The organism is Bradyrhizobium sp. LjRoot220 (genome assembly GCF_964252915.1).
Lineage (GTDB): Bacteria > Pseudomonadota > Alphaproteobacteria > Rhizobiales > Xanthobacteraceae > Bradyrhizobium.
Genome location: NZ_CAXUPS020000006.1, coordinates 420,897 through 442,568, shown reverse-complemented (window position 1 = coordinate 442,568; position 21,672 = coordinate 420,897). Strand labels below are relative to the sequence as shown.

The following is a 21,672-nucleotide window of genomic DNA, read 5'->3' as shown; positions in this document are numbered from 1 at the left end:
CATCGGGCTCGCTGCAGGCGAGACCCGGTGACGGACGTCGCGACGCGGGACTATTCCGCCTCGTCCTGCTCCACGCCACGCTTCAGCGCGGCGCGCGCGGCGTCTCGATGGTCCGGCGTGATATGGCTGGCAACCATGCGGATGGCGGCGGCCAGTATCGCCGCGTCGTCGGTGAAGCCGAGCACCGGCAGCACGTCGGAAACGAAATCGAACGGCAGGACGAAATAGGCGAGGGCGCCGAGCAGCGCCGCCTGCACGTGACGCGGCGTCTGTTTGTCGAACGCGCAATAATAAGCCGCGAGCAGGTCCTCGGCGAAAGGAAGCCTTGCCACCACCCGTTTTAGCTTGATCCAGAAGCGCCGCCGCACGCTGTCACGGTCCTGCGCCAGCCGGTCGGCCGGGTCAAAACCCACGCTGTGGTCGGACGTCATGATGGCGCTCCCTCCAGTCCGGCGGGGCGGATCGCCGCGGCTCCGGACTTCTGGTTGACGCGTTTTCTTCGCGCTCGAAAACGCTACGGGGACAGAATTGGGGATGTCGGGCCGCCGCTGCAAGACCGGCAGTGGCCGAGACGAATGAGGTCAAACCAGGCCGAACTGCCTGGCGATCGCGTTCATGGCCTTTGCGAGCTGGATGTCCAGCTTGGTGACGCCGCCGGCGTCATGGGTCGCCAGCACCACCTCGACGGTCTTGTAGACGTTGCGCCATTCCGGGTGATGGTCATTCTTTTCGGCCACCAAAGCCGCGCGGGACATAAACCCGAACGCCTCATTGAAATCTCTGAAGGTAAAAGTTCGGGCGATCGCCTCGCGGCCCGGCGTCTCCGACCAGCCGGAAAGTTCCGCCAGCGCCGATTTTCGCGCTTCTGCCGACAGCCGTTCCACCATGATCGCCTCCGCGTTGCGCCCCGACTTTACCCTAACACCGAATGGCCGCCGCGGGATCCCTGCCCAAATTAAGACCGAAAGGCGCGTCCAATGGCCGCTTGGCCGCCGGTAACCATGACGGAGATGTAACCACGGGCCGGCGAGGAATTTGCTAGAGTGGTCGGTGCAAGCGCGTTGGCACCGAAGATCGAACCGCAAACGATTGTTCAGGAATTGATGACCGACGGCCCTCATCCTGCCGAAGCCCTGCATCCCTCGCCCCGTTCGGCGCGGCGGCGGCTGGCGTTCGTCATGCTGGGCGGCGTGCTCGCGATCATTGGCGTTTTGGCGGCCGGTTATCACATTGCGACCCGCCCGGTGACGCTGCGGATCGCGGTCGGCCCAGCCGGCAGCGACGACCTCAAAGTGGTCCAGGCGCTGGCGCAGGCCTTCAACAACCAGCAGCACAGCCTGGTCCGGTTGCGCCCGACGCAGACCGACAGCGCGCAGGCGAGCGCCAAGCTGCTCGGCGACGGCAAGGCCGATCTCGCCATTATCAGGGGCGACCTCGACGTGCCGAAGAACGCGCAGGCCGTGGCGACGCTGCGCAAGAACGTCACGGTGCTTTGGGTGCCGCCCGCCGGAAAGGCCAAAGGCAAAAAAGCCGCGCCCAGGATCACCAAAATCACGCAGCTCGCCGGACATCGCGTCGGCGTCGTCGGCCGCACCGAGGCCAATGTCAATTTGCTCAAGGTGATCCTGCAGCAATATGGCGTCGATCCGGGCAAGGTCGCGATCATCCAGTTCCCGGTCAACGAAGCAGTCGACGCCATCCGCAACCAGAAGGCGGATGCCTATCTCGCGGCGGGTCCGGTCAACAGCAAGATCACTTCCGATGCGATCGCAGCTTCGATGCGCGACGGCGGCACGCCGACCTTCCTCGCGATCGATTCGGCGGAAGCGATTGCGCAGAACCACCCGGCCTACGAGGCTTCAGAGATTCCCGCCGGCACTTTTGGCGGCGCGCCGGCCAAGCCGGAAGAGGAAGTCAAGACCATCAGCTTCGCGCATCACATCGTGGCGCGGAAGGGCGTATCCGACTCCACCATCGCCGTCTTTACCCGGCAGTTGTTCGCGATCCGGCAGACGCTGAAGAACGAATACCCGCTGGCGGCCAAGATCGAGACGCCGGACACCGACAAGGACGCCACCATCCCCGTGCATCCCGGCGCGGCCGCCTTTGTCGACGGCGAGGAAAAAACCTTCTTCGAACGCTACGGCGATTTCATCTGGTGGGGCCTGATGGGGTTGTCGGCGATGGGCTCCGCCGGCGCCTGGTTCGCGGGCTACCTGAAAAAAGACGAGCGCATTGCCAGCAATTCGCAGCGCGACCGGCTGCTGGACATGCTCGCCGCGGCACGCAACTGCGATTCGACGGAGGAACTCGACCGGATGCAGTCGGAGGCTGACGCCATCCTGCGCCATATGTTGGAGTGTTTCGAACACGGCGCCGTCGAGGAAGGCGCGTTGACCACCTTCAACATCGCGCTCGAGCAGTTCCACAACGCCGTCGCCGACCGCAAGGCGCTGCTGATGAGCATGCCGCAGAACCTGCTTCGGGCGGGCGCGCAGTTCCGGGCCGCCGGCGGCTGAGCGGGCATTCATTCCTGTAATCCGGTCGTCATGGAATTTTTCTAGGTCTGCTTGGGCTATCTCGCGACAGACCGGGGGCGATCCACGTGACCACACGAATTTCCCGTCGAAAGTTTTTCGCCTGCTCCGCGGCGACTGGCCTTGGCATCATCGCAATGCCTTATCTCAGCCGCGCCGCCGACCGCCCGGTGATCACCCATGGCGTGCAGTCAGGCGACGTCGGCGCCGATGGCGGCGTGGTGTGGGCGCGCGGGGACCGCCCCTCGCAGATGCTGGTCGAGGTCGCGACATCGGAATCGTTTGCCCATGCGAGGGCGCTGCCGCCGATCGCAGCGCTTCCCGAGAGCGATTTCACGGCAAAGATGCTGCTGGAAAACCTGCCCGCGGGTCAGGAGATTTTCTATCGCGTGCGGTTTCGCGACCTGTCGCATATCGACATCCAGAGCGAAGCGATCGTTGGCCGCTTCCGCACCGCGCCGGCCGATCGCCGCGACGTCAGCTTCGTCTGGGGCGGCGACGTCGCAGGACAAGGCTGGGGCATCAACCCCGACGACGGCGGCATGGTCACCTTCGCCACCATGCGCAAGCACCGCCCGGATTTCCTGCTGCATTCCGGCGATACCGTCTATGCCGACGGCCCGATCAGGTCCGAGGTCAAGCTGGCCGATGGCAAGGTGTGGAAGAACGTCACCATCGAGGAAAAAGCCAAGGTGGCCGAGACGCTCGACGAATTCCGTGCCGCCCACAAATACAATTTCATGGACGAGCATGTCCGCGCCTTCAACGCCGAGGTGCCGGTCTTCGTGCAATGGGACGACCACGAAGTTACCAACAACTGGTCGCTGTCGAAGCAACTTCCCGCGGCCTACAAGGAGCGCGACATCGGCCTGCTCGCCGCCCGCGCAGGCCGTGCGTTCCACGAAATGTATCCGATGCGGGAAAGCATCGTCGAGCCGGGCCGGCTCTATCGCACGCTCCATTACGGCCCGCATCTCGACGTCTTCATGCTGGACGAACGCAGCTATCGCAGTCCCAATGGGCCCAACCTGCAAACCAGCTACGGTCCCGAGAGCTATTTCCTCGGCCCCGATCAATTAGCCTGGCTGAAGCGCGGGCTGTTGAATTCGCGCGCCACCTGGAAGGTGATCGCCTCCGACATGCCGCTCAGCATCATCGTCTATGACGATGCAGCCAAGAAGAAGGGCTCGGAAGCGTTCGCGCAAGGCGATGGCCCGCCGCATGGCCGCGAACTCGAGATCGCCGACATCCTGCGTTTCATCAAGACCTCTGGCGTCGTCAACACGGTATGGCTGACCGCTGATGTCCACTACGCCGCTGCGCATTATTACAATCCCGACAAGGCCCAATTCCAGGATTTCGATCCGTTCTGGGAATTCGTCGCCGGTCCGTTGCATGCCGGCACGTTCGGTCCGAACGAACTCGACAACACGTTTGGCCCGGAGGTGAAGTTCATCAAGGCGCCGGGGCCGGGCCAACAGAACCTGCCGCCATCCGCCGGCATGCAGTTCTTCGGTCACGTCAAGATCGACGGCGCCTCCGGACAGATGATCGTGACCTTGCGCGACCGCGCCGACGTCGCACTTTGGTCGACGACGCTCGATCCGAAACGGACGTAGCGTTTCGAGCGAAGTGGGAACCGGTTCGCGTGAAGAAAACACGTCAAAAACAAGAAGCCGGAGCTGGTTCTGATTCCGTCAGAACCGGCTCCGGGCTGAACCACCCGGGCGGTCGGGCGACCATCGCAGGCTTCCAATCCCGGATGAGCATCTCCAGCCGCTCGGCGCTGAAAATCCGGTCCTGCCTGTGCCATGAGGCCGTCAAAGACCATCTTGAGGACGTCTTACGGGGGTCTATCCCGACCCGGAACAAGGCAATTAGCCCGAAAAACGGCTAACCAAGTGCCAAACAAACCATTGTTTTTTGGCGTTTTCTGAATATATTGCGCCGCAACGCGTAAGGTACTGCCCGGTCTTTTGGCCGGGCTTCCTTTTTAGGGCCAAGGTCCAGGCCGTCGCCCTGTCGCATTTCAGGTTTATGAGCGTGATCCGGAAAAGTGGGTCCCGGTTTTCCGGCGAGATCGTGCTCCAGCCATTGTCCGAACCAGAAGAACAGCTATGAACCTTCGCAATATCGCCATTATCGCCCACGTCGACCACGGCAAGACCACTCTCGTCGACAAGCTGCTGCAGCAATCCGGCACCTATCGCGACAACCAGCGTCAGGTCGAGCGCGCGATGGATTCCAACGATCTCGAGCGCGAGCGCGGCATCACCATTCTCGCCAAGTGCACGTCGGTGCATTGGGAAGACACCCAGATCAACATCGTCGACACCCCGGGCCACGCCGATTTCGGCGGCGAGGTAGAACGCATCCTCTCGATGGTCGACGGCGTGATCGTGCTGGTGGACGCCGCCGAAGGTCCGATGCCGCAGACCAAATTCGTGGTCGGCAAGGCCCTGAAGCTCGGCCTGAAGCCGATCGTCGCCATCAACAAGGTCGATCGCCCTGACGCGCGCATCACCGAAGTCCTCAACGAAGTGTTCGACCTGTTCGCAGCGCTCGACGCCACCGATGACCAGCTCGATTTTCCGATCCTGTACGGATCGGGCAAGAACGGCTGGATGGGCACCACCCCGGACGCCTCCCATGACGTCGGCATGAAGCCGCTGTTCGACCTCGTCATCAAGCATGTCGCGCCGCCGGTGGTCGAGGAAGGCCCGTTCCGCCTGCTCGGCACCATTCTCGAAGCCAACCCCTATCTCGGCCGCATCATCACCGGGCGTATCGCGTCGGGCTCGGTGAAGCCGAACCAGTCCGTGAAGGTCATCTCACGCGACGGCAAGCTGGTGGAAACCGGCCGCGTCACCAAGATCCTCGCTTTCCGCGGTCTCGAACGGCAGCCGGTCGAGCTGGCCGAAGCCGGCGACATCGTCGCGATCGCGGGCCTGCCCAAGGGCACGGTCGCCGATACCTTCTGCGATCCGAGCGTCGACACTCCGATCCAGGCGCAGCCGATCGATCCGCCGACGGTGTCGATGTCGTTCATCGTCAACAATTCGCCGCTCGCCGGCACCGAAGGCGACAAGGTGACGAGCCGCCTGATCCGCGACCGCCTGTTGCGCGAGGCCGAGGGCAACGTCGCGCTGCGCGTGGTCGAGGCCGCCGACAAGGATTCCATGGAAGTTTCCGGTCGCGGCGAATTGCAGCTCGCGATCCTGATCGAGACCATGCGCCGCGAAGGCTTTGAGCTGTCGGTGTCGCGTCCCCGCGTCGTGCTGACCAAGGACGAGAACGGCCAGCTGCTGGAGCCGGTCGAGGAAGTCGTCGTCGACGTCGACGAGGAGTTCTCCGGCGTCGTGGTGCAGAAGATGAGCGAGCGCAAGGCCGAAATGATCGAGATGCGGCCTTCCGGCGGCAATCGTCTGCGCCTGGTGTTCTACGCGCCGACCCGCGGGCTGATCGGCTACCAGGGCGAGTTGATGACCGACACCAAGGGAACGGCGATCATGAACCGCCTGTTCCACGATTATCTGCCCTACAAGGGCGACATTCAGGGCCGCCGTAACGGCGTCTTGATCTCCAACGATCAGGGCGAGGCGGTGGCCTATGCCATGTTCAAGCTGGAAGACCGCGGCCCGATGATGATCGAGCCGGGCTGGAAGGTCTACAAGGGCATGATCGTCGGCGAGCACACCCGCGACAACGACCTCGAGATCAACATCCTCAAGGGCAAGCAGCTCACCAACATCCGTACCACCTCGAAGGACGAGGCGGTGCGCCTGACCCCTCCGATCCGGATGACGCTGGAAAAGGCGCTGGCCTATATCGAGGACGACGAGCTGGTCGAGATCACGCCGAAGTCGATTCGCCTGCGCAAGCGCCACCTCGACGCCAACGACCGCAAGCGCGCGGAAAAGGCCAAGGAAGCGGTGGCTTAAGCGGCGGAGTAAACCGGTCGCGCCAGCGACCGCGTCAGTTCCCGTCGTGTGCGGCCGGATCGTCGCCTTCATCGACCAGGTCGATGGCGGCGCCGGTATCGGCCAGATCGATCGCCTTGCGCAGCGTCACGATGTGCGGCGCCTGACAAGTGTCGGGCGCGCGACGGACGTCCCAATACGCCGTGTGGGTGAAGAAGTCGTCACCCCCGGCCTTTTTGGTCGAGACCGCGAGATCGACGATATGATAGCCGAAGATCGGCGATAGCGCGCCGCCGATGGCGTCGCCCCAGAACAGCTGACGCCTGGGAAAATAGATGTTGCTCCACCGGGTCAATCCGAACAGCGCGCCGTTGTGAATCTGCTTCTTGTGCGTCTTCGGGTTGGTGAAGGCGAGCAAGCCGTCTCGATCGAGCCGTTTCGGCGGACAGGTCGGAAACTCTCTTTCGCCAACGCGCCGGGCGAAATCTTCCTTCAAATCGTGCTCGGTATTCACCCTCCCTTCTGCCTTCAGGTCCGCCTCGGCCTTGCCGTGGCACATCAGGAAATAGGCGTGGGTCAGCGCGCTTCCCAGCGTGACGAAGTCGGTGACCAGCCATGTCTTTGGTCTTTGCTGCCCGGAGCTGTGCTGCGCCGCCGCAGCAGCGATGTTGGCGATCGTGGCGCGCGCCATTCTGCGCAACGCCTTCTTGTCCGCGATGGTCGCCTTGGCGTCTTCCGGCTGCCATTTGGCGGCATCGATGGCATCAAAATCCGGGCCCAGTTCATCGGCAGGCGGCAGCTCATTGCAGATCCGGCTGAAATAGGCGCGCAGCATGTCGTAGGCGACGACGGTTCCAAGACTGTGCGCGACGATGACGATGCGGTCGTACTGGCCTGACGCGTGGAGACTCGCCAGCGTATCCACGGCCTCCTTCCTGATCGCCCGGCGCACCGCGACGTTGCCCGGTGAATTCCGGAAATAGCGCGCGGCATCGCCGAGATAGGACTGCAGGAACGCGGCATTGACGATCAGATAAAGCCCGATCACGGCCGCCGCTGAAGCAACGCTCCACGGCGAGTTCAGCCCCCACACCCAGGATTTGACCATCGTGACGGCAAAGGGGGTGTCCGGATGCCAGTACCGGTCGGTGCAGACAAAGATGCCAAACACGACCACCGAAATCGCAATGGCGCGGAAAAATGCACGCAACCCCTGACGGCCCATGAGCATGAAGCTCGCGAGCCACGCAATCAGCGTCGGCAATGCGACCAGCGTGAAGAGTTCCGCCCCGTCAGGAACATCGCGATTGCCGGGCGCAAACTTCTCGACGAGGAAGTAGCTCGCAATGACGAGAATTCCGACAACGCAAAAAAGCGCCAGCAGCCTGATGAGGCGGAAAGCCTTCCACCTGACCGCGACGACGAGGCCCAACAGCAGGCTGGCGAACAGCAGGAGGAACGGCGCGACCAGCATGACCTGCGCGACATTTTGCGAAAACAGCAGAATGCCCTTCAACACCAGCACCGCGAAGGAGAGATTCATCAGGCACAGGAAGATCGCGGCGGCCCACCAAAGCCCGTTCATGCCGTACTTCATGATCGGGCCCTTGCGGCAAAGCTCGTACAGCCAGAGCAGCACCGCGACGGCTTTGGTCTCACTCATCAGGTGAGCCCAATACAATTCGTGGAAATCGACCAGGCGTCCATCGGCGGACTCCGGCACCGCGCTCGTCGTCATCACCGTCAAGTCGATATCGGCACCGTCCTTTTCGGGGTGCGACCAGATCCGCCTGCCTTTGTCGGCCGGGTTTTTGTCGTCGAGCCAGACGCCCCGGATCACCCCGCGCACCGTTTCCAGCGCACGCTGGCTGCCGATGCCGTGGACGACAAGGATCGCAGTTCGCTTCTGCCCCGCGGCGGGATCGAATTCGACCATGGCTGAAATCCATATTATAAATGGCGCCTGGGAGAATGCTCTATTCAATACAACCACAGGAGGAAACGCAAGGCGTTTGCTTTTCCTGGAATTTCGCATCGCTTGTCGGTCGTGGCCGCGATCGATGCGCAAACCGCACACCTCCCCTGCCTTCCAAGGGCCGGCCGCGTTGCGGGACCGGCTTCAGGCCCCTCGGCGAACGTGCTAGAGGCTTGGGCATGACGACCCTTCCCTCTGAAGTCGATGTTGCCATCATCGGCGCCGGCGCTGCTGGCCTCGGCGCCGCCCATGCGCTGAAGCAATTCAACCTTTCCTGCATCGTGCTGGAAGCGCGCGACCGCATCGGCGGCCGCGGATACACCATTGCGCCGGCGCCCGGTATCTTGTTCGACGTCGGTTGCGGCTGGCTGCATTCGGCAGACAAGAATTCCTTTGTCGCCATCGCCGCGCAGCTGAATATTGAAATCGACAAAAGCCACCCGCCCTGGCGCGAACAGAGCTTCGGCGACATATTCCCGCCGCGCGAGCGCGCTGAGTTCATCGAAGCGCTCGACGCATTCTTCGATCGCCTGGAGGAGGCCGCAACAAGCGGCCGCGACAGCGCCGCCAACCTCTATCTTGAGCCTGGCAATCGCTGGAATCCGATGATCGATGCGATCTCGACCTACATCAACGGAAGCGAGCTCGACCGCGTTTCGGTCATCGACGTCCAGGCCTACGAAGACACCGGAGTCAATTGGCGGGTGCGGCACGGCTATGGCGCGCTGATGGCGGCCTATGGTGCGCCCTGCCCGCTGGCGTTGAATTGCGCGGTGACGCTGATCGATCATTCGGCCAGGCGCGTGCGCATCGAAACCTCGCTCGGCACGTTGGAGGCGGGCAAGGTGATCGTCACCGTGCCGACCAATCTGATCGCCGACGAAACGATCCGCTTTTCTCCTGCATTGCCGGAAAAGGTCGACGCGGCGCGCGGGTTGCCGCTCGGCGTCGACGAAAAGGTGATGCTGGCGCTCGACGAGCCTGAGGCGCTGCCGGAGGACGGCAATTTGCGCGGCCCCACCATGCGCAGCGCGATGGGGACCTATCATTTGCGCCCGTTCGGTCAAGCCTGCATCGAAGGTTTCTTCGGCGGACGCTTTGCGCTTGGGCTGGAAGAGGCCGGCAACGGAGCGCTGGCCGCCCAGGCGATCGACGAAATTGCCGGCTTCCTCGGCAATGATTTCCGCCGCAAGCTGCGGCCGCTGGCGGAATCGCGCTGGTCCCACGACCCCTTCGCGCGCGGCTCCTATTCCCACGCATTGCCCGGCCACGCCGGGAAGCGCGCGGTGCTGGCAGCCCCCGTCGACGGCCGCTTGTTCTTTGCGGGAGAGGCAACCTCGCCGAACTTCTTCTCGACCGCGCATGGGGCGAGGGATTCGGGAGAGCGGGCGGCGAAAGAGGTGATGGCCGCTCTAGGCATGCTATAGCTTTCAATCTCCGTCATTGCGAGCGCAGCGAAGCAATCCATGCGTCGACAAGGAAAGAATGGATTGCTTCGCTTCGCTCGCAATGACGGATGAACGAGCGCTGGTCTAGTGTAACGCGCGTTCAATCACCGCAACGCCGCCAGCACCGCATCCTTGAACAAATGCTGCTCGGCCTTGAGGTCAATCCGATAGCTCGCCGCATAGGGCGGCTGCGGCTGGCATGACAGGGTGACGATGACGACCCCCGCTTTCCGGTTGACGTAGAGCGCCTGGCCGGCGAAGCCGAGGGCGACCATGGAACCATCGGGATCGATCCACCAGCTGTAGCCGTATCCCCGCGCGCCGTAGCGATTGGTTTCGGGGTCGAGGACGAACGCGGATTGCCCAGCGTCGTCGATCCAGTCGGCGGGAAGCACTGATGTGCCGTCGATTACGCCGTTGCGCAGCAGGAACACACCGAAACGTCCAAAGTCCCGCAATGCTATCCCTGCGCGGCTGCCGCCGATCTCCTGGCCGCCTTCGGACTCCAGCGTATAGAACGCGTCGAACTCCATGCCGAGGCGCGACCAGATCGTCTCCGACATATAGTCGGCCAGCGTTTTTCCAGTAGCCGCCGACAACAGGCTGCCAAGCAGGTAGGTGTCGCCGCTGTTGTAGTTGAAGTGATGGCCAGGCCGGTGTTCGGCTTTCAGCCTGCGCATCAGCGCCAGTACGCCGCCGGGGACCCTGTCGCCGAGCGATTTGCTGTAGCGGTTCACGTGTGAATTCCGGTCGGTGTAATCCTCAGTCCAGCGCACGCCGGAGGACATCGTGACCAGGTGGCGAACGGTGACGGAGTCGTAGGCACAGCCGCGCAACGCGGGGATATATTTCGAGACCGTATCATCGAGACTGCCGACGGCACCTTGCTGCAAAGCGGCGCCGATCAGGGTCGACGTCAGCGACTTGATCATCGACATCGAGGACCAGCGAACGTTCGCCTCCAGCCCGAGCGCATAGCGTTCCAGAACGATTTTTTCATCCTTGATGACGAGCAATCCGGCGATGTTCGCGCGGCCGATATAGGCGTCGACGCCATGCGTTTGTCCGTCCGCTTGATAATGGGGTGCGATCTCCTCGCCGCGCTGTAGTGGAAGAACGCTCGTTCCGCGGCGGATCGCGCGCGTGACGAACATCCGATCCACATTGCGATAGGCGTAGGCCTGCTCGGTCGGCGACAGCAGCAGAAAATCCTCACCTACCGGGAAGTGGTGTTTCGGATGTGCAATGGCGCCGGTCATGCGGGTCTACTCCATCACCCGTGCGCGCATATCCGCATCGGGCACAAAACATTGCTCATACTTGCCGAAAATCCGGTAGCGGTGACGCGCGACGAGATTATAGACGGCGTCGCGTAGCGGCTTCGGCACCCAAAACAGCGCGCGCGTCCAGCCCCAGCCCGGCAGGGCGCCGAGCACGGTCAGCGCGGCGTCGGATTTGAAGTATGCCACGCCGCCGTGGACGACGGCGTTGGTATCGGGATCATCCGGGTTGATGCCGAAGGCCTGCGCCAGCCGCGTGCCGTAGCCGGACTGGATCGGGGTGAAGCGAAAGCGGCGCTCGATGTCGCGCGTGGCAACGAAGCGGACCCAGCGTGAGCAGAAGACGCAGACGCCGTCGTAGAGGATCACGTCATCGTCCGGCCATGCCGTCATCTGTTATCCAAAGTGAGCAATGCGACAAACATCAGCACGATCGCCGGCCCCGTCTTGACCAGCGCACCGAGCGGTTCGATCCAGAGAGACGGCGTCAGGATCGCCGCGCCGACCATATAGCCCAGTGCGACGGCGATGCCGGCGATCAGTCCAACGGCGGCGGTGCGGCGGAAGGCGATCAACACGCCGACACTCATATCCATCAGGCTGGTGATAGCAGTCATCGGCGCGACCAGCCACGGCGGAAAATCGTGCGCGCGCAAAATATCGGCGGCGGCGGAAAACGAGATCACCAGCGAGATGAAACCCGACACGATCCAGAATACCGCCAAGCTCGCGATCACCGGCGCCTTGACCAGGAACAATCGTGCAAACCATTTGTCCTGGATGGTGGCGGCATGTCTGCCTACCACTTGCGCCAGCGTCTTCGGAACGATGCCGGTTGCCGCCATCCAGCCTGCGGGATCGCCGGTGACGCCGCGGCGCAGTTCCGCGATCGCGGTGGAGCGCATCGGCGGCATCCAGCCCAGTTTGTTGGCGAAATCGCCTGCCTTAGCGCCGAGATTGAGCAGGAAGCCGGGCAGCGTGATCCGCGGCATGCGCGAAGTGCCGAGCGACCAGCGGAATTGATCGATCACATTGCCCAGCGTGATCGGTTGCGGCTGCATTAGGTCCCAAATCACGGCGCTCGCCGAGATGTCATCGATGTCGCGCGCGACGAGCCAGGCGATGGTCGCGGCGATATCTTCCACCGCCACCGGCTGGAACGGCGTCGCCGATTCGTCGCCGGGCAATTGCAGTGGAAATGCCGCCAGCGCGCGCAGCATGGCGCTGCCGCCATAGGCCGCCGGCGCCACGACAAATCCCGGCCGCAGGATCGCGTAAGGGATGCCGGACGCGGCGATCAGCCGCTCCGCCTCGCGCTTGGTCGTGCTGAAAGCGGTGCGGTCTTCATCAGCCGTCCCGGGAATCGAGATATGGGCAAGGCGTACCGCACGGCCGCTGTCTCGGATCGCGGCCAGCAACCGTTCGACGAAATCGCGATGCACGGCACGGGTGTCGCTGCCGGGGCCGTCCTGCAACACGCCAAGGCAGTTGACCACGACATCGATCCCGCGCTCGCGGATCAGCCGCGCCAGCAAGGCGGCGTCCATCGACATGATCGGAAGCTCGAGGTCGAACGCGCTGATTTTCTGTGACGGTTCGAAATGCCGCGCGACCCCAATCACTGTAAACCCGCGCAGGCGCAAATCGTCGGTAATGAAACGCCCGAGCAAGCCGGAGGCGCCTAGGACGAGGATTTTACGCGGAGCTACTTCCGTATCCATTTTCCCACCTAAACCGGCTTCGTGATCATCAGCCACAGGATCGCCATGACCGAACCAAAGCCGGGAATACCGAACAGAAACCAGCGGCGGAATAGCGCGAAATAACGCGGCGGCAGTTTCGCATTCTCAGCTACCGCGCTTCGTGCCAGGTCGCGCATCTCGATCTGCATGAAGATCACGGGCACCCAGAACAGCCCCGCCACCGCATAGAGCCCGAGCGAGGCCCAGATCCAAAGCTCAGTGAGTGCGGTCGATGACAGCATCATCAAAAGGCCGCCGGTGATGGGCTGCAGCAGCACCGCCGTCAGCGTGAACAGCATGTCGGCGATCACGACGGTGCCCGCAGTGCGCGCGATGAAGGCGGCGTCGCCGCTGCGATGCGCCATCAGCATGAAGAACGCGATGCCGCTGCCGGTGCCCAAAATGACGATCGCGCCCAGCACGTGCAGGTATTTGATCGCGAAATACAGCGTCATCGCTTTTTGACCGGATTGGGCGAGCGGGGCTTCAAGGCGCGATCGAGTTCAGCGGCAGCGCTTGTTACACCAGCTTCGGTTTCCGGCAGCCAGTGCCCTTCGCTGCCATAGGCCCCCAGCACACGAAAATCGGCCTTGCCGCCGGCGTTACGAAACGCGTCCGCCAGTCGCCGCGACAGAGCAGGCGAAAAATAGCTGTCATTGGCCGCCACAAGCCATGTGACAGGGACGCGCGCGGTTTTGCCGAATTCGGCCGCTGCCGCGATCAGCGTGTGCGGCGCGCAGACCTGATCGGGAAAATCATTGGCATGGCCGCCACGTCCGGGCGCAAAGGTAATGATCGCGGCGATGTGCTTCGGGTCTTCATCGGCCAGCGCCAGTGCGCCCCAACCGCCTGCCGAGTGTCCGATGACGACCATGCCGTCGGTGCGAATGAAAGGTTGCCTGCGCATAAAACCCATCGCAGCCGCCATCACATCCGCGGTGGCGCGCCCTGACTTGGCGTAATCAGCCTCGTCGCAGCCGCCTTGATCTTCGAGGTATTTGCCGCCCGTGGCGCCATGGCCCGGGCGTTCCGGAACCAGCACCGCAAAACCCCGCGCCACCAGCCACGCGGCCAGCGCGCGGTATTCCGGCTGCGGCATTTGCGCGCGACGCAATACATTCTGGGTAGTGGCATGCGCAATCAACGCGAGTGGAAACGGGCCATCACCCGGCGGGCGAAACAGCACCGCGCGCTGTGGCGGACCGAAGTCAGGCGACGGCACCAGCCATTGCTGTAACCGATTGGGCTCGCCCTCGGCGCGCTGCGCACCAAGGCCTGGTTGCGCCGCGCCGGTGCTTGCACCGAGCGCGGCAAGCACGACCGCAGCGATTAACACGTTAGCCGGATGCATGAATTGGCCAGACGCAGGCTTGGAAGGCAGCGTTGAAGATGCCCAGGGAAGGAGAGTTGAACGCGACAACAGAATACCGGCGGCGAATCAGGTCCAGCGCATTTTTCCGTGATCCGGATTCCTTGGCAGCGGTCTCGGGATCATTCAGAGCACGGTTTTGCCCTGCCTCCCATCAGCTAAGTGCCGGTAAAGGCAGCTTCCTGTCCTCTTTCGGTACAACCAGGCGGTAAACTGATGCAGAAAATCCACAGGTTAACCGATAATTAACGATGGACCTTGAAGCCGACGCGGCGACTTGCTTTGATTAGGACCATGAGCACAACCCTGATCGAGGTTCGGCCGGCCAAAGCTGCGGATGCAGCCGCGGTGGCGTCCACCCATGACGAAGCCTGGCGCTCGGCCTATCAGGGCATCATTCCCGGCGCCGAGCTTGAAAAGCTGATCAACCGTCGTGGACCGCAATGGTGGGACAGCGCGATCCGCAAGGGCAGCCGCGTCAGCGTGCTGGTGTTCGGCGACAAGGTCGCGGGCTACGCCAATTACGGCCGCAACCGCGCCCGCAGCCTGCATTTCGAAGGCGAAATCTACGAACTCTATCTGCGCCCGGAATTCCAGGGCCTCGGCTTCGGCCGCCGCCTCTTCACCTCTGCCCGCCGTGATCTCCTGCAGAGCGGCCTCAAGAGCATGGTGATCTGGGCGCTCTCCGACAACGATCCGGCGACGGAGTTCTATCGCGCGCTCGGCGGCCGCATGGTCGCCCGCTCCTCGGAGAAGTTCGGGCCCAAGTCGCTCGACAAGGTCGCTTTCGCCTGGACCAACTGAGCCCGGCCTGAAACCGCCCGTTTTCGGCTTGATCGTCGCGACCGACGAAGGTCCGCGCAATGCGTCCCGATCACTGACAGGCTCCACTCGCCTTCAGTATGGCTTGACCCGGCCACCCATCATTTCTAAAGCCGCCTTTATGCGATGGATACGCCGGGCATCCAGCGCGCAACACGCGTTTGGCGCATTTGCCAGGCATGCCAATCCAGCCAGTCGAACGCGACTGCGCCAGCAACCACGGAGCCCTCCATGCGTATCGACGCCATTTCAATCGGCAAGAACCCGCCGCACGATGTCAACGTCGTCATCGAAGTGCCGGTTGGCGGTGAGCCGATCAAATATGAGATGGACAAGGAGGCCGGCACGCTGGTGGTCGATCGCTTCCTCTATACGGCGATGCGCTATCCCGGCAATTACGGCTTCATCCCGCACACGCTGTCTGGCGATGGTGATCCCTGCGACGTGCTGGTGGCCAATACCCGCGCGATCGTTCCCGGCGCCGTGATGAGCGTGCGCCCGGTCGGCGTGCTCATGATGGAAGACGAAGCCGGCGGCGACGAGAAGATCATCGCGGTGCCGACGTCGAAACTGACCCAGCGCTACGACAAGGTGAAGAACTACAGCGATCTTCCCGACATCACGCTGCAGCAGATCCAGCACTTCTTCGAGCACTACAAGGATCTCGAACCCGGCAAATGGGTCAAGGTGCTGCGCTGGGGCGACGCCAACGACGCCCAGAAGCTGATCATGGAAGGTATCGCGCGGGCGCAGGCGAAGTGACGGCGTAGAGATAATTCCCCGATGTGCAACTGCACATCTGAGGGCCCGTCAGTTCTTTCTTAACCTCGCCCCGCTTGCGGGAGAGGTCGGATCACATCTGCGATGTGATCCGGGTGAGGGGGTATCGTCCTCACCATGTCTTCAGTGCTCGTGGAGAGAGCCCCTCACCCAGCCCTCTCCCCGCAAGCGCGGGGCGAGTGAGGAGCTAAACCGCCGGCTTCGGCAGCCCGTGAATCGCGCAGGCCGCGCGCAGCGTGTTGACCAGGAGGCACGCCACCGTCATTTGCCCGACGCCGCCCGGCACCGGCGTGATCGCGCCGGCGACATGGAGCGCTTCGGCATAGGCGACGTCGCCGACCAGACGGGTCTTGCCGTCGGCGGCCGGCAGGCGGTTGATGCCGACATCGATCACGGTGGCGCCGGGCTTGATCCAGTCGCCGCGTACCATTTCGGGTTTTCCGACGGCCGCGTAGACCAGATCGGCGCGGGCGCATAATTGCGCCAGGTCGCGCGAGCGCGAATGGGCGATCGTCACCGTGGCATTTTCATTGAGCAGCAATTGCACCAGGGGACGGCCGACCAGGTTGGAACGGCCGATCACGATGGCGTTCATGCCTTCGAGCGAAGCGTGCACGCTCTTGGTGAGAATAATGCAGCCGAGCGGCGTGCACGGCGACAGCGCAGCAAAACCGCCGGCGAGGCGCCCGGCATTGCTGGGATGCAGCCCGTCGACATCCTTGGCGGGATCGATCGCATTGATGATGGTTTCGGTGTGCAGCGATTTCGGCAGCGGTAATTGCACGAGGATGCCATGCACCATGGGGTCGCGGTTGAGTTGCGTGATCAGCGCCAGCAAATCCGTCTGCGCGACGTCTTCGGGCAACACATGCTCGAACGACGCCATGCCGGCTTCCTGGGTCTGCTTGTGCTTGCTGCGGACGTAGACCTGGCTGGCCGGGTCGCTGCCGACCAGCACTACCGCGAGCCCCGGCGTCAGGCCGCTCTCGGCCCTGATCCGTGCGACCTCGCCGGCGACGCGGGTGCGCAGCTCGGCTGCAATGATCTTTCCATCGATGATGCGGGCGGTCATCTCAATCCTTCGTACCTGGTTTGGCGGCGGTCAGTCTGCGCAAAGTGTCGCCAAGCGATTTGGGATCGCCGCTAACGGCGACCTGCTTGAGGCGCGATGTCGCGCCGGACAGGATTTTCACCCTGGCCTTGGGTACGCCGAGCGCCTTCGCCAGCAGGTCCATGACCGCACGGTTGGCCTCGCCACCATCGGCAATGGCGCGAACCCGCACCTTGACCACGGAACGCCCGTTGGCGAGCGTCTCAATCCCGTCGATGTCGTCGCGACCGCCGCGCGGCGTGACCCGCAGCGCGACACTGATGCCCTCGGTGGAGTAACGCCAAGGAACCCTCGAAGCATCGATCAATTCGCGCCGCCCTCGATCAGATGACGTTGGGATAGATGTAGTAGGCGATCACGCGCTGGATAAACAGGATGATCAGGATCAGGATGATCGGGGAGATGTCGAGGCCGCCCAGACTGGGCAACATCCGGCGGATCGGCGCCAGCACCGGTTCGGTGATCCGGTACAGGAATTCGGCCACCGCGGAGACGAACTGGTTGCGCGTGTTCACGACATTGAAGGCGATCAGCCAGGACAGGATGGCCGAGGCGATCAACAGCCAGATGTAGAGGTCAAGGACAATGTTGATGATGTCGAGGATAGCGCGCATGATGGAGGGGGCTCGCAGGTGGGGTAACCTGCTAGATATCGGTTCATCCCCCCGCAAACAAGGGAAGTTCCCATCAAAAAGACCCTAAGAGCCCGGTGTTTTGACGCGTTTCCCTGACGCGAATCGGCGTCCACTTCGCTCGAAAACGCTATGGAACGGCACTTTAACCGTTCTTGACTTGACCTTGGGCCGGACTGTAAATGGCGCCGATTGTCGGCCTCCCGTTCTCAGTTTGGGCGGCCGCGATGGGGCCATAGCTCAGCTGGGAGAGCGCGTCGTTCGCAATGACGAGGTCGGCGGTTCGATCCCGCCTGGCTCCACCACGCTTCGCCCTTCGGGCTACGCGTGGCGCAGCCACGACGGAGCCTGAAGGGCGAAGCGTGGTGCCCGGCATAGCCCGAAGGGCGAAGACGGGCTGATCTAACTTCCCCTCCAACAGTACGTAGCCCGCATGAGCGTAGCGACATGCGGGACCTGCGTGTAACCCGGATATCGCTGCGCTCATCCGGGCTACGGGATCAAAACCTCACTTCCCCGTAAACCGCGGCGGCCGTTTCTCCATAAAGCTCGCCACGCCCTCTTTGAAGTCGCTGCCCCTCAGCGCGATCTGCATTTCCCGGTTGGCGTCGATGGTGGCCTCTGCCAGCGTCTGGAACGGCACTTCGTAGAGCTGGCGCTTGATCACCGCAATGGCGCTCGGCGAAACGAAGTCGGCCAGATCGCGCGCATAGGCCAAGGTCTGCTCACGCAACTGATCCGGCGGGTAAAGCCGGTTGACGAGGCCGATGCGCAGCGCTTCCTCGCTGGAAACGCGCCGCGAGGACATCAGCAAGTCGAGCGCGTTGGCGTGGCCGACGATTCGCGGCAGCATCCAGCTGATGCCATGTTCGGCGATCAGCCCGCGGCGCGAGAACGCGGTCGTGAACACGGTGTTGTCGGCGGCAAAGCGCAGATCGCAATACAGCGCGTGGACGAGGCCGATGCCGGCGGTGGCGCCGTTCAGCATGCCTATCACGGGCTTTGGAATCGCCGGATAGTAGGCGTAGCGCGTCTGCCAGTCGGCGCGCCGGTTCATGTCGAACGGCGTGTTCTCGCCGCGCCTGACCTCGTTGGGATCGATGCCTTTCAACCCTTCCATATCGGCACCGGCGCAGAACGCGCGCCCCGCGCCTGTCAGCACGATGACGCGCACATTGTCGTCGGCGGCAGCGGTTTCCATCGCATGGCGCACGTCGCGCTCCATGATCGCGGTCCACGCGTTCATGCGGTCCGGCCGGTTGAGCGTGATGGTCGCGATCTTGTCGCTGACCTCGTAGAGAATATGCTGATAGTCCACCGCGACCTCCCATCGTCCGTTACCCAGACTTCAGGGAAGCAATACTAGCACATCTGATGATTTTGACAGTCGGTTCGGAGACGCGGGGAAATTCCGCGTGGCGGCTATTCCGCGGCTTCCGACATGATCGACATCGGCATGCGCTTGAGCCAGCTGCCGATGAACTGCTTCAGCCATGCGCGCTCAGCGACGTCATGCACCGCGCGATCGGCGAAGTGGAGATGCGGCAGCCGCGCGCCGGGCGAATCCATTTTATCGCAACCGCGCGTGGTCCAGCGATGCATCATCGCGTAGGTCACGTCGGGGTGAAACTGGAAGCCGAAGGCGTGGCCGGATTGGAACGCCTGCACCGGAAAGTCGTCGCCCTCCGCCAGCAAGTCGGCGCCGGCAGGCAGTTCGAACCCCTCGCGGTGCCAGTGGTAAACCTGATCCGGCCAGTTCGGGCAGACCGCGTGGCCGGCTTCGGTCGGGCGGATCGGATAATAGCCAATCTGGGTATGGCCTTGCGGATGGGGTGCCACCGGCGCGCCCAATTGTTTGGCAAGCATCTGGGCGCCGAGGCAGATGCCGAGGAACGGCCGCTGCTCGCGCAGCGGCACCGCGATCCAGTCGATTTCCCGGCGCACATATTCATCGCTGTCATTGGCGCTCATCGGGCCGCCGAAGATGACCGCGCCGGCATGCAAATCCAGCGTTTCAGGCAACGGGTCGCCAAACCGCGGGCGACGAATGTCGAGGGTGTGTCCCAGCGCGCGCAGCGCGTTGCCGATCCGGCCCGGCGTCGAGGTCTCCTGGTGCAGGACGATCAGGACCGGCAGCAGGGGTTTGGCGGTCTGCACGGCGGCCAGCGCGCTGCGGCCCGGAAAGGGCAGGACGCTTACGCCATCTTTTCGCGACCGGAACGACATCGACGTGCTCGGGGCCTCAAACCAAAACCATACCTAAGTGAGTATTAATTTCAGGTGAGTTCATGCGGGCCTGCGGATATTTGCAAATATTTGTAAGCAAATCGCGGGCCAGCGCGTCTGTGAGGCGGATCACGCCGCCATTTCAGCGCTTGCGCAGCTGGAAACGGCAAACCGCCGCCAGGATGAAAGAGCGCGGAAACAGCCGGAGCAGAAACGGCACGATCTTGATGCCAAGACCGGGCAACACCGCGCGCTTGTTGGCCATTAATCCGTCATAGGCTTGTTTGGCGACATCGGCGGGCAGGACATTGAGGATCGCCGAATCGTATCCGGGCGCGAAGCCGGCGCGCGCCTGAAATTCCGACGGCACGGGGCCGGGACACACCACGGTCACACGCACGCCATGCGGCTCCAGTTCCGCCCGCATCGCTTCGGTGAACGACAATACATAGGCCTTGGATGCGTAATAAACCGCCATGCCCGGGCCCGGCAGAAAGCCCGCGATCGAACCGATATTGAGCAGGCCGCCGCGATGGCGGATCAGCTGATCGGCAAATCGCAGCGACAGATCCGTGAGCGCGCGGATATTGACCGTGATAATGTCGAGCTGATCGGCGCGATCGCGCTGGATCGCCTTGCCGAACACACCGAAGCCCGCATTGTTGACGACATACTCCACTTCGACGCCGGCCGCCGTCAGTGCGTCGGCGATCTTGTCGCCTGCACCCGTTTGGGTGAGATCACAGGGAATCACGATCGGCGCCGGGCCGCCGCCCGCCACGATCTCGGCCGCCAACGCCGTTAGCCGATCCTCGCGCCGCGCCACCAGTGCCACACGATGACCCCTGGAAGCAAAAACGCGCGCCAGTTCAGTGCCGATGCCAGCCGATGCACCGGTAATCAGCGCCACACGCTCAGTCACGATCGAATGCTCTTAAATTGAATTACGGAAATGCCGCCCAACGGCAGAACGAGAGCATAGGCTTATGGTGGGGCGCAAGCCACCCCATGAACATGTCGCCATGCAAGGGCAAGCGCATGGCGAATCGAAATCCAATATATTCAGCGTCTATCGCACCCTGAAGAGTGGGCCAAGCCCACATTAAAATTTCGTCATCTGGGATTGGTCATGCATGCCAGCTTACGCCGTCGCGTTGGCCGGCTTCGATGCGTCCGTGAGAGGCTCGCTATGAGGCTTGCCTTGAGACTCGCCTCGCCGCGCCGCGACACGGTGCTTGAGTTCGATCCGGTCACGCGACGAGATGCCCAGCAAATCCGCGGCGCGCCACAGCACGTTGTCCTCGAACTCGGTGACCTCGCCGTCAGCATAGACCATTTCCCACATCATCTCGACGATCTTGAGCCTGCCCTCTTCATTCACCGACCGCATGATGACGCTGGTGAAATGATAGAGATCGACCGCGTCGCCCTCGACCCGCGTCGCCGACGCGATCAAACGGTCCGCGGTGCCGGGATCGAGCCCAAAGCGGCTTTCGATCAGGCTGTGCAATCTGCGCTTCTCGAGCGCCGTCGGCTCGCCGTCGAGCGAGACGACATGAACCAGCAGCGCCGTCGCCGCCAGACGAGACCCGGTATCGTCGAACGCCCGATCCTGGTCGGCATCGGGGGAGACAATGTCGGCGATGAATTGGCGAAGTCCGTCGAGCATCGACACCTCTATCGAATGAAAACTTGATAGCCGTTATATGGCGTGGAAAATCAGGCTGCGCAATGCGCGGGGGAACTGGGTAAGCATTACGTTTAGGCAATCAATTATGAATCCGTCATTCCGGGATGGTGCGTAAGCACCAGACCTCAGATGCGCAATTG

General features: G+C 62.9%; 22 protein-coding genes and 1 tRNA gene. 8 read left to right on the top strand and 15 right to left on the bottom strand.

The features are described 5' to 3' along the window. Nucleotides 1–50: 50 nt before the first annotated feature. Together ACSQ84_RS25450 and ACSQ84_RS25445 are read right to left on the bottom strand one after the other, a co-directional pair. Complete coding sequence (locus ACSQ84_RS25450; protein WP_436214455.1) at nucleotides 51–431, bottom strand: YkvA family protein; 381 nt, start codon at nucleotides 429–431, stop codon at nucleotides 51–53. 150 nt (nucleotides 432–581) lie between these two features. After that, complete coding sequence (locus ACSQ84_RS25445) at nucleotides 582–887, bottom strand: 4a-hydroxytetrahydrobiopterin dehydratase (RefSeq protein ID WP_436214454.1); 306 nt, start codon at nucleotides 885–887, stop codon at nucleotides 582–584. A 216-nt stretch (nucleotides 888–1,103) separates the two neighbouring features. Here ACSQ84_RS25445 and ACSQ84_RS25440 point away from each other — a divergent pair, with 216 nt between their 5' ends. The 4 genes from ACSQ84_RS25440 (at nucleotide 1,104) to typA (ending at nucleotide 6,478) form a co-directional block, all read left to right on the top strand. Further along, the gene (locus tag ACSQ84_RS25440; RefSeq protein WP_436214508.1) at nucleotides 1,104–2,519 is read left to right on the top strand and encodes a TAXI family TRAP transporter solute-binding subunit; all 1,416 of its coding nucleotides are present in this window, start codon (nucleotides 1,104–1,106) and stop codon (nucleotides 2,517–2,519) included. A gap of 86 nt (nucleotides 2,520–2,605) precedes the next feature. Then, nucleotides 2,606–4,156 carry an alkaline phosphatase D family protein gene (locus tag ACSQ84_RS25435; protein WP_436214453.1) on the top strand — a complete coding sequence of 517 codons (1,551 nt, stop codon included), beginning with the start codon at nucleotides 2,606–2,608 and terminating at the stop codon, nucleotides 4,154–4,156. Nucleotides 4,157–4,185: 29 nt separating this feature from the next. After that, the gene (locus ACSQ84_RS25430; protein ID WP_436214452.1) at nucleotides 4,186–4,434 is read left to right on the top strand and encodes a hypothetical protein; all 249 of its coding nucleotides are present in this window, start codon (nucleotides 4,186–4,188) and stop codon (nucleotides 4,432–4,434) included. A gap of 220 nt (nucleotides 4,435–4,654) precedes the next feature. Next, nucleotides 4,655–6,478, top strand: a complete 1,824-nt coding sequence (gene typA / locus ACSQ84_RS25425) for a translational GTPase TypA (protein ID WP_436214451.1) — start codon at nucleotides 4,655–4,657, stop codon at nucleotides 6,476–6,478. A gap of 34 nt (nucleotides 6,479–6,512) precedes the next feature. Here the strand turns inward: typA and ACSQ84_RS25420 are convergent, their stop codons facing one another. Beyond that, the gene (locus ACSQ84_RS25420; protein ID WP_436214450.1) at nucleotides 6,513–8,393 is read right to left on the bottom strand and encodes a hypothetical protein; all 1,881 of its coding nucleotides are present in this window, start codon (nucleotides 8,391–8,393) and stop codon (nucleotides 6,513–6,515) included. A gap of 218 nt (nucleotides 8,394–8,611) precedes the next feature. Here ACSQ84_RS25420 and ACSQ84_RS25415 point away from each other — a divergent pair, with 218 nt between their 5' ends. Then, complete coding sequence (locus ACSQ84_RS25415; protein ID WP_436214449.1) at nucleotides 8,612–9,859, top strand: flavin monoamine oxidase family protein; 1,248 nt, start codon at nucleotides 8,612–8,614, stop codon at nucleotides 9,857–9,859. A gap of 125 nt (nucleotides 9,860–9,984) precedes the next feature. Here ACSQ84_RS25415 and ACSQ84_RS25410 read toward each other — a convergent pair whose 3' ends face one another. The 5 genes from ACSQ84_RS25410 to ACSQ84_RS25390 are packed head-to-tail and all read right to left on the bottom strand — an operon-like array spanning nucleotide 9,985 to nucleotide 14,253. Then, complete coding sequence (locus ACSQ84_RS25410) at nucleotides 9,985–11,139, bottom strand: serine hydrolase domain-containing protein (RefSeq protein ID WP_436214448.1); 1,155 nt, start codon at nucleotides 11,137–11,139, stop codon at nucleotides 9,985–9,987. A gap of 6 nt (nucleotides 11,140–11,145) precedes the next feature. Next, nucleotides 11,146–11,553: a thiol-disulfide oxidoreductase DCC family protein gene (locus tag ACSQ84_RS25405; RefSeq protein ID WP_436214447.1), complete on the bottom strand. Its 408-nt coding sequence runs from the start codon at nucleotides 11,551–11,553 to the stop codon at nucleotides 11,146–11,148. Next, nucleotides 11,550–12,881, bottom strand: a complete 1,332-nt coding sequence (locus tag ACSQ84_RS25400) for an SDR family oxidoreductase (RefSeq protein ID WP_436214446.1) — start codon at nucleotides 12,879–12,881, stop codon at nucleotides 11,550–11,552. Before ACSQ84_RS25400 ends, ACSQ84_RS25405 begins: the two co-directional genes overlap by 4 nt. Nucleotides 12,882–12,889: 8 nt before the next feature. Beyond that, on the bottom strand, nucleotides 12,890–13,357 hold the full coding sequence (locus ACSQ84_RS25395; RefSeq protein WP_436214445.1) for a DUF2269 family protein: 468 nt from the start codon (nucleotides 13,355–13,357) through the stop codon (nucleotides 12,890–12,892). Then, nucleotides 13,354–14,253 (bottom strand): dienelactone hydrolase family protein, encoded by a 900-nt coding sequence (locus ACSQ84_RS25390; RefSeq protein WP_436214444.1) that lies wholly within the window; start codon nucleotides 14,251–14,253, stop codon nucleotides 13,354–13,356. The genes ACSQ84_RS25395 and ACSQ84_RS25390 overlap by 4 nt, the downstream gene beginning before the upstream one ends. A gap of 312 nt (nucleotides 14,254–14,565) precedes the next feature. Between ACSQ84_RS25390 and ACSQ84_RS25385 the strand changes: the two genes are divergently transcribed. Continuing rightward, on the top strand, nucleotides 14,566–15,075 hold the full coding sequence (locus ACSQ84_RS25385) for a GNAT family N-acetyltransferase (RefSeq protein WP_192739389.1): 510 nt from the start codon (nucleotides 14,566–14,568) through the stop codon (nucleotides 15,073–15,075). Between the two features lie 249 nt (nucleotides 15,076–15,324). Further along, a complete protein-coding gene (gene ppa, locus ACSQ84_RS25380) occupies nucleotides 15,325–15,855 on the top strand; it encodes an inorganic diphosphatase (RefSeq protein WP_436214443.1) in 531 nt (176 codons plus the stop codon). Nucleotides 15,856–16,060: 205 nt separating this feature from the next. Here the strand turns inward: ppa and folD are convergent, their stop codons facing one another. The 3 genes from folD to ACSQ84_RS25365 are packed head-to-tail and all read right to left on the bottom strand — an operon-like array spanning nucleotide 16,061 to nucleotide 17,598. Continuing rightward, nucleotides 16,061–16,945, bottom strand: coding sequence for a bifunctional methylenetetrahydrofolate dehydrogenase/methenyltetrahydrofolate cyclohydrolase FolD (folD, locus tag ACSQ84_RS25375; RefSeq protein ID WP_436214442.1), 885 nt, complete (start codon nucleotides 16,943–16,945; stop codon nucleotides 16,061–16,063). 1 nt (nucleotide 16,946) lies between these two features. Then, a complete protein-coding gene (locus ACSQ84_RS25370; RefSeq protein WP_436214507.1) occupies nucleotides 16,947–17,288 on the bottom strand; it encodes a DUF167 domain-containing protein in 342 nt (113 codons plus the stop codon). A 19-nt stretch (nucleotides 17,289–17,307) separates the two neighbouring features. Continuing rightward, complete coding sequence (locus tag ACSQ84_RS25365) at nucleotides 17,308–17,598, bottom strand: YggT family protein (protein ID WP_436214441.1); 291 nt, start codon at nucleotides 17,596–17,598, stop codon at nucleotides 17,308–17,310. 247 nt (nucleotides 17,599–17,845) lie between these two features. On the opposite strand from ACSQ84_RS25365, the gene ACSQ84_RS25360 reads away from it, so the two are divergent. Continuing rightward, nucleotides 17,846–17,921, top strand: a tRNA-Ala gene (locus ACSQ84_RS25360). A 203-nt stretch (nucleotides 17,922–18,124) separates the two neighbouring features. Here ACSQ84_RS25360 and ACSQ84_RS25355 read toward each other — a convergent pair. The 4 genes from ACSQ84_RS25355 to ACSQ84_RS25340 form a co-directional block, all read right to left on the bottom strand. Next, nucleotides 18,125–18,934 carry an enoyl-CoA hydratase gene (locus ACSQ84_RS25355; protein WP_436214440.1) on the bottom strand — a complete coding sequence of 270 codons (810 nt, stop codon included), beginning with the start codon at nucleotides 18,932–18,934 and terminating at the stop codon, nucleotides 18,125–18,127. Between the two features lie 104 nt (nucleotides 18,935–19,038). Then, a complete protein-coding gene (locus ACSQ84_RS25350; protein WP_436214439.1) occupies nucleotides 19,039–19,842 on the bottom strand; it encodes a glutamine amidotransferase in 804 nt (267 codons plus the stop codon). 142 nt (nucleotides 19,843–19,984) lie between these two features. Further along, a complete protein-coding gene (locus ACSQ84_RS25345; RefSeq protein WP_436214438.1) occupies nucleotides 19,985–20,764 on the bottom strand; it encodes an SDR family NAD(P)-dependent oxidoreductase in 780 nt (259 codons plus the stop codon). A gap of 219 nt (nucleotides 20,765–20,983) precedes the next feature. Then, nucleotides 20,984–21,511, bottom strand: a complete 528-nt coding sequence (locus ACSQ84_RS25340; protein WP_436214437.1) for a TerB family tellurite resistance protein — start codon at nucleotides 21,509–21,511, stop codon at nucleotides 20,984–20,986. Nucleotides 21,512–21,672: the final 161 nt, after the last annotated feature.

Bases quoted from the DNA above. Each gene is read 5' to 3' on its own strand.
- ACSQ84_RS25450 (WP_436214455.1), bottom strand. From the start codon at position 431: ATGACGTCCGACCACAGCGTGGGTTTTGACCCGGCCGACCGGCTGGCG.
- ACSQ84_RS25445 (WP_436214454.1), bottom strand. From the start codon at position 887: ATGGTGGAACGGCTGTCGGCAGAAGCGCGAAAATCGGCGCTGGCGGAA.
- ACSQ84_RS25440 (WP_436214508.1), top strand. From the start codon at position 1,104: ATGACCGACGGCCCTCATCCTGCCGAAGCCCTGCATCCCTCGCCCCGT.
- typA (WP_436214451.1), top strand. From the start codon at position 4,655: ATGAACCTTCGCAATATCGCCATTATCGCCCACGTCGACCACGGCAAG.
- ACSQ84_RS25420 (WP_436214450.1), bottom strand. From the start codon at position 8,393: ATGGTCGAATTCGATCCCGCCGCGGGGCAGAAGCGAACTGCGATCCTT.
- ACSQ84_RS25415 (WP_436214449.1), top strand. From the start codon at position 8,612: ATGACGACCCTTCCCTCTGAAGTCGATGTTGCCATCATCGGCGCCGGC.
- ACSQ84_RS25410 (WP_436214448.1), bottom strand. From the start codon at position 11,139: ATGACCGGCGCCATTGCACATCCGAAACACCACTTCCCGGTAGGTGAG.
- ACSQ84_RS25405 (WP_436214447.1), bottom strand. From the start codon at position 11,553: ATGACGGCATGGCCGGACGATGACGTGATCCTCTACGACGGCGTCTGC.
- ACSQ84_RS25400 (WP_436214446.1), bottom strand. From the start codon at position 12,881: ATGGATACGGAAGTAGCTCCGCGTAAAATCCTCGTCCTAGGCGCCTCC.
- ACSQ84_RS25395 (WP_436214445.1), bottom strand. From the start codon at position 13,357: ATGACGCTGTATTTCGCGATCAAATACCTGCACGTGCTGGGCGCGATC.
- ACSQ84_RS25390 (WP_436214444.1), bottom strand. From the start codon at position 14,253: ATGCATCCGGCTAACGTGTTAATCGCTGCGGTCGTGCTTGCCGCGCTC.
- ACSQ84_RS25385 (WP_192739389.1), top strand. From the start codon at position 14,566: ATGAGCACAACCCTGATCGAGGTTCGGCCGGCCAAAGCTGCGGATGCA.
- ppa (WP_436214443.1), top strand. From the start codon at position 15,325: ATGCGTATCGACGCCATTTCAATCGGCAAGAACCCGCCGCACGATGTC.
- folD (WP_436214442.1), bottom strand. From the start codon at position 16,945: ATGACCGCCCGCATCATCGATGGAAAGATCATTGCAGCCGAGCTGCGC.
- ACSQ84_RS25365 (WP_436214441.1), bottom strand. From the start codon at position 17,598: ATGCGCGCTATCCTCGACATCATCAACATTGTCCTTGACCTCTACATC.
- ACSQ84_RS25350 (WP_436214439.1), bottom strand. From the start codon at position 19,842: ATGTCGTTCCGGTCGCGAAAAGATGGCGTAAGCGTCCTGCCCTTTCCG.
- ACSQ84_RS25340 (WP_436214437.1), bottom strand. From the start codon at position 21,511: ATGCTCGACGGACTTCGCCAATTCATCGCCGACATTGTCTCCCCCGAT.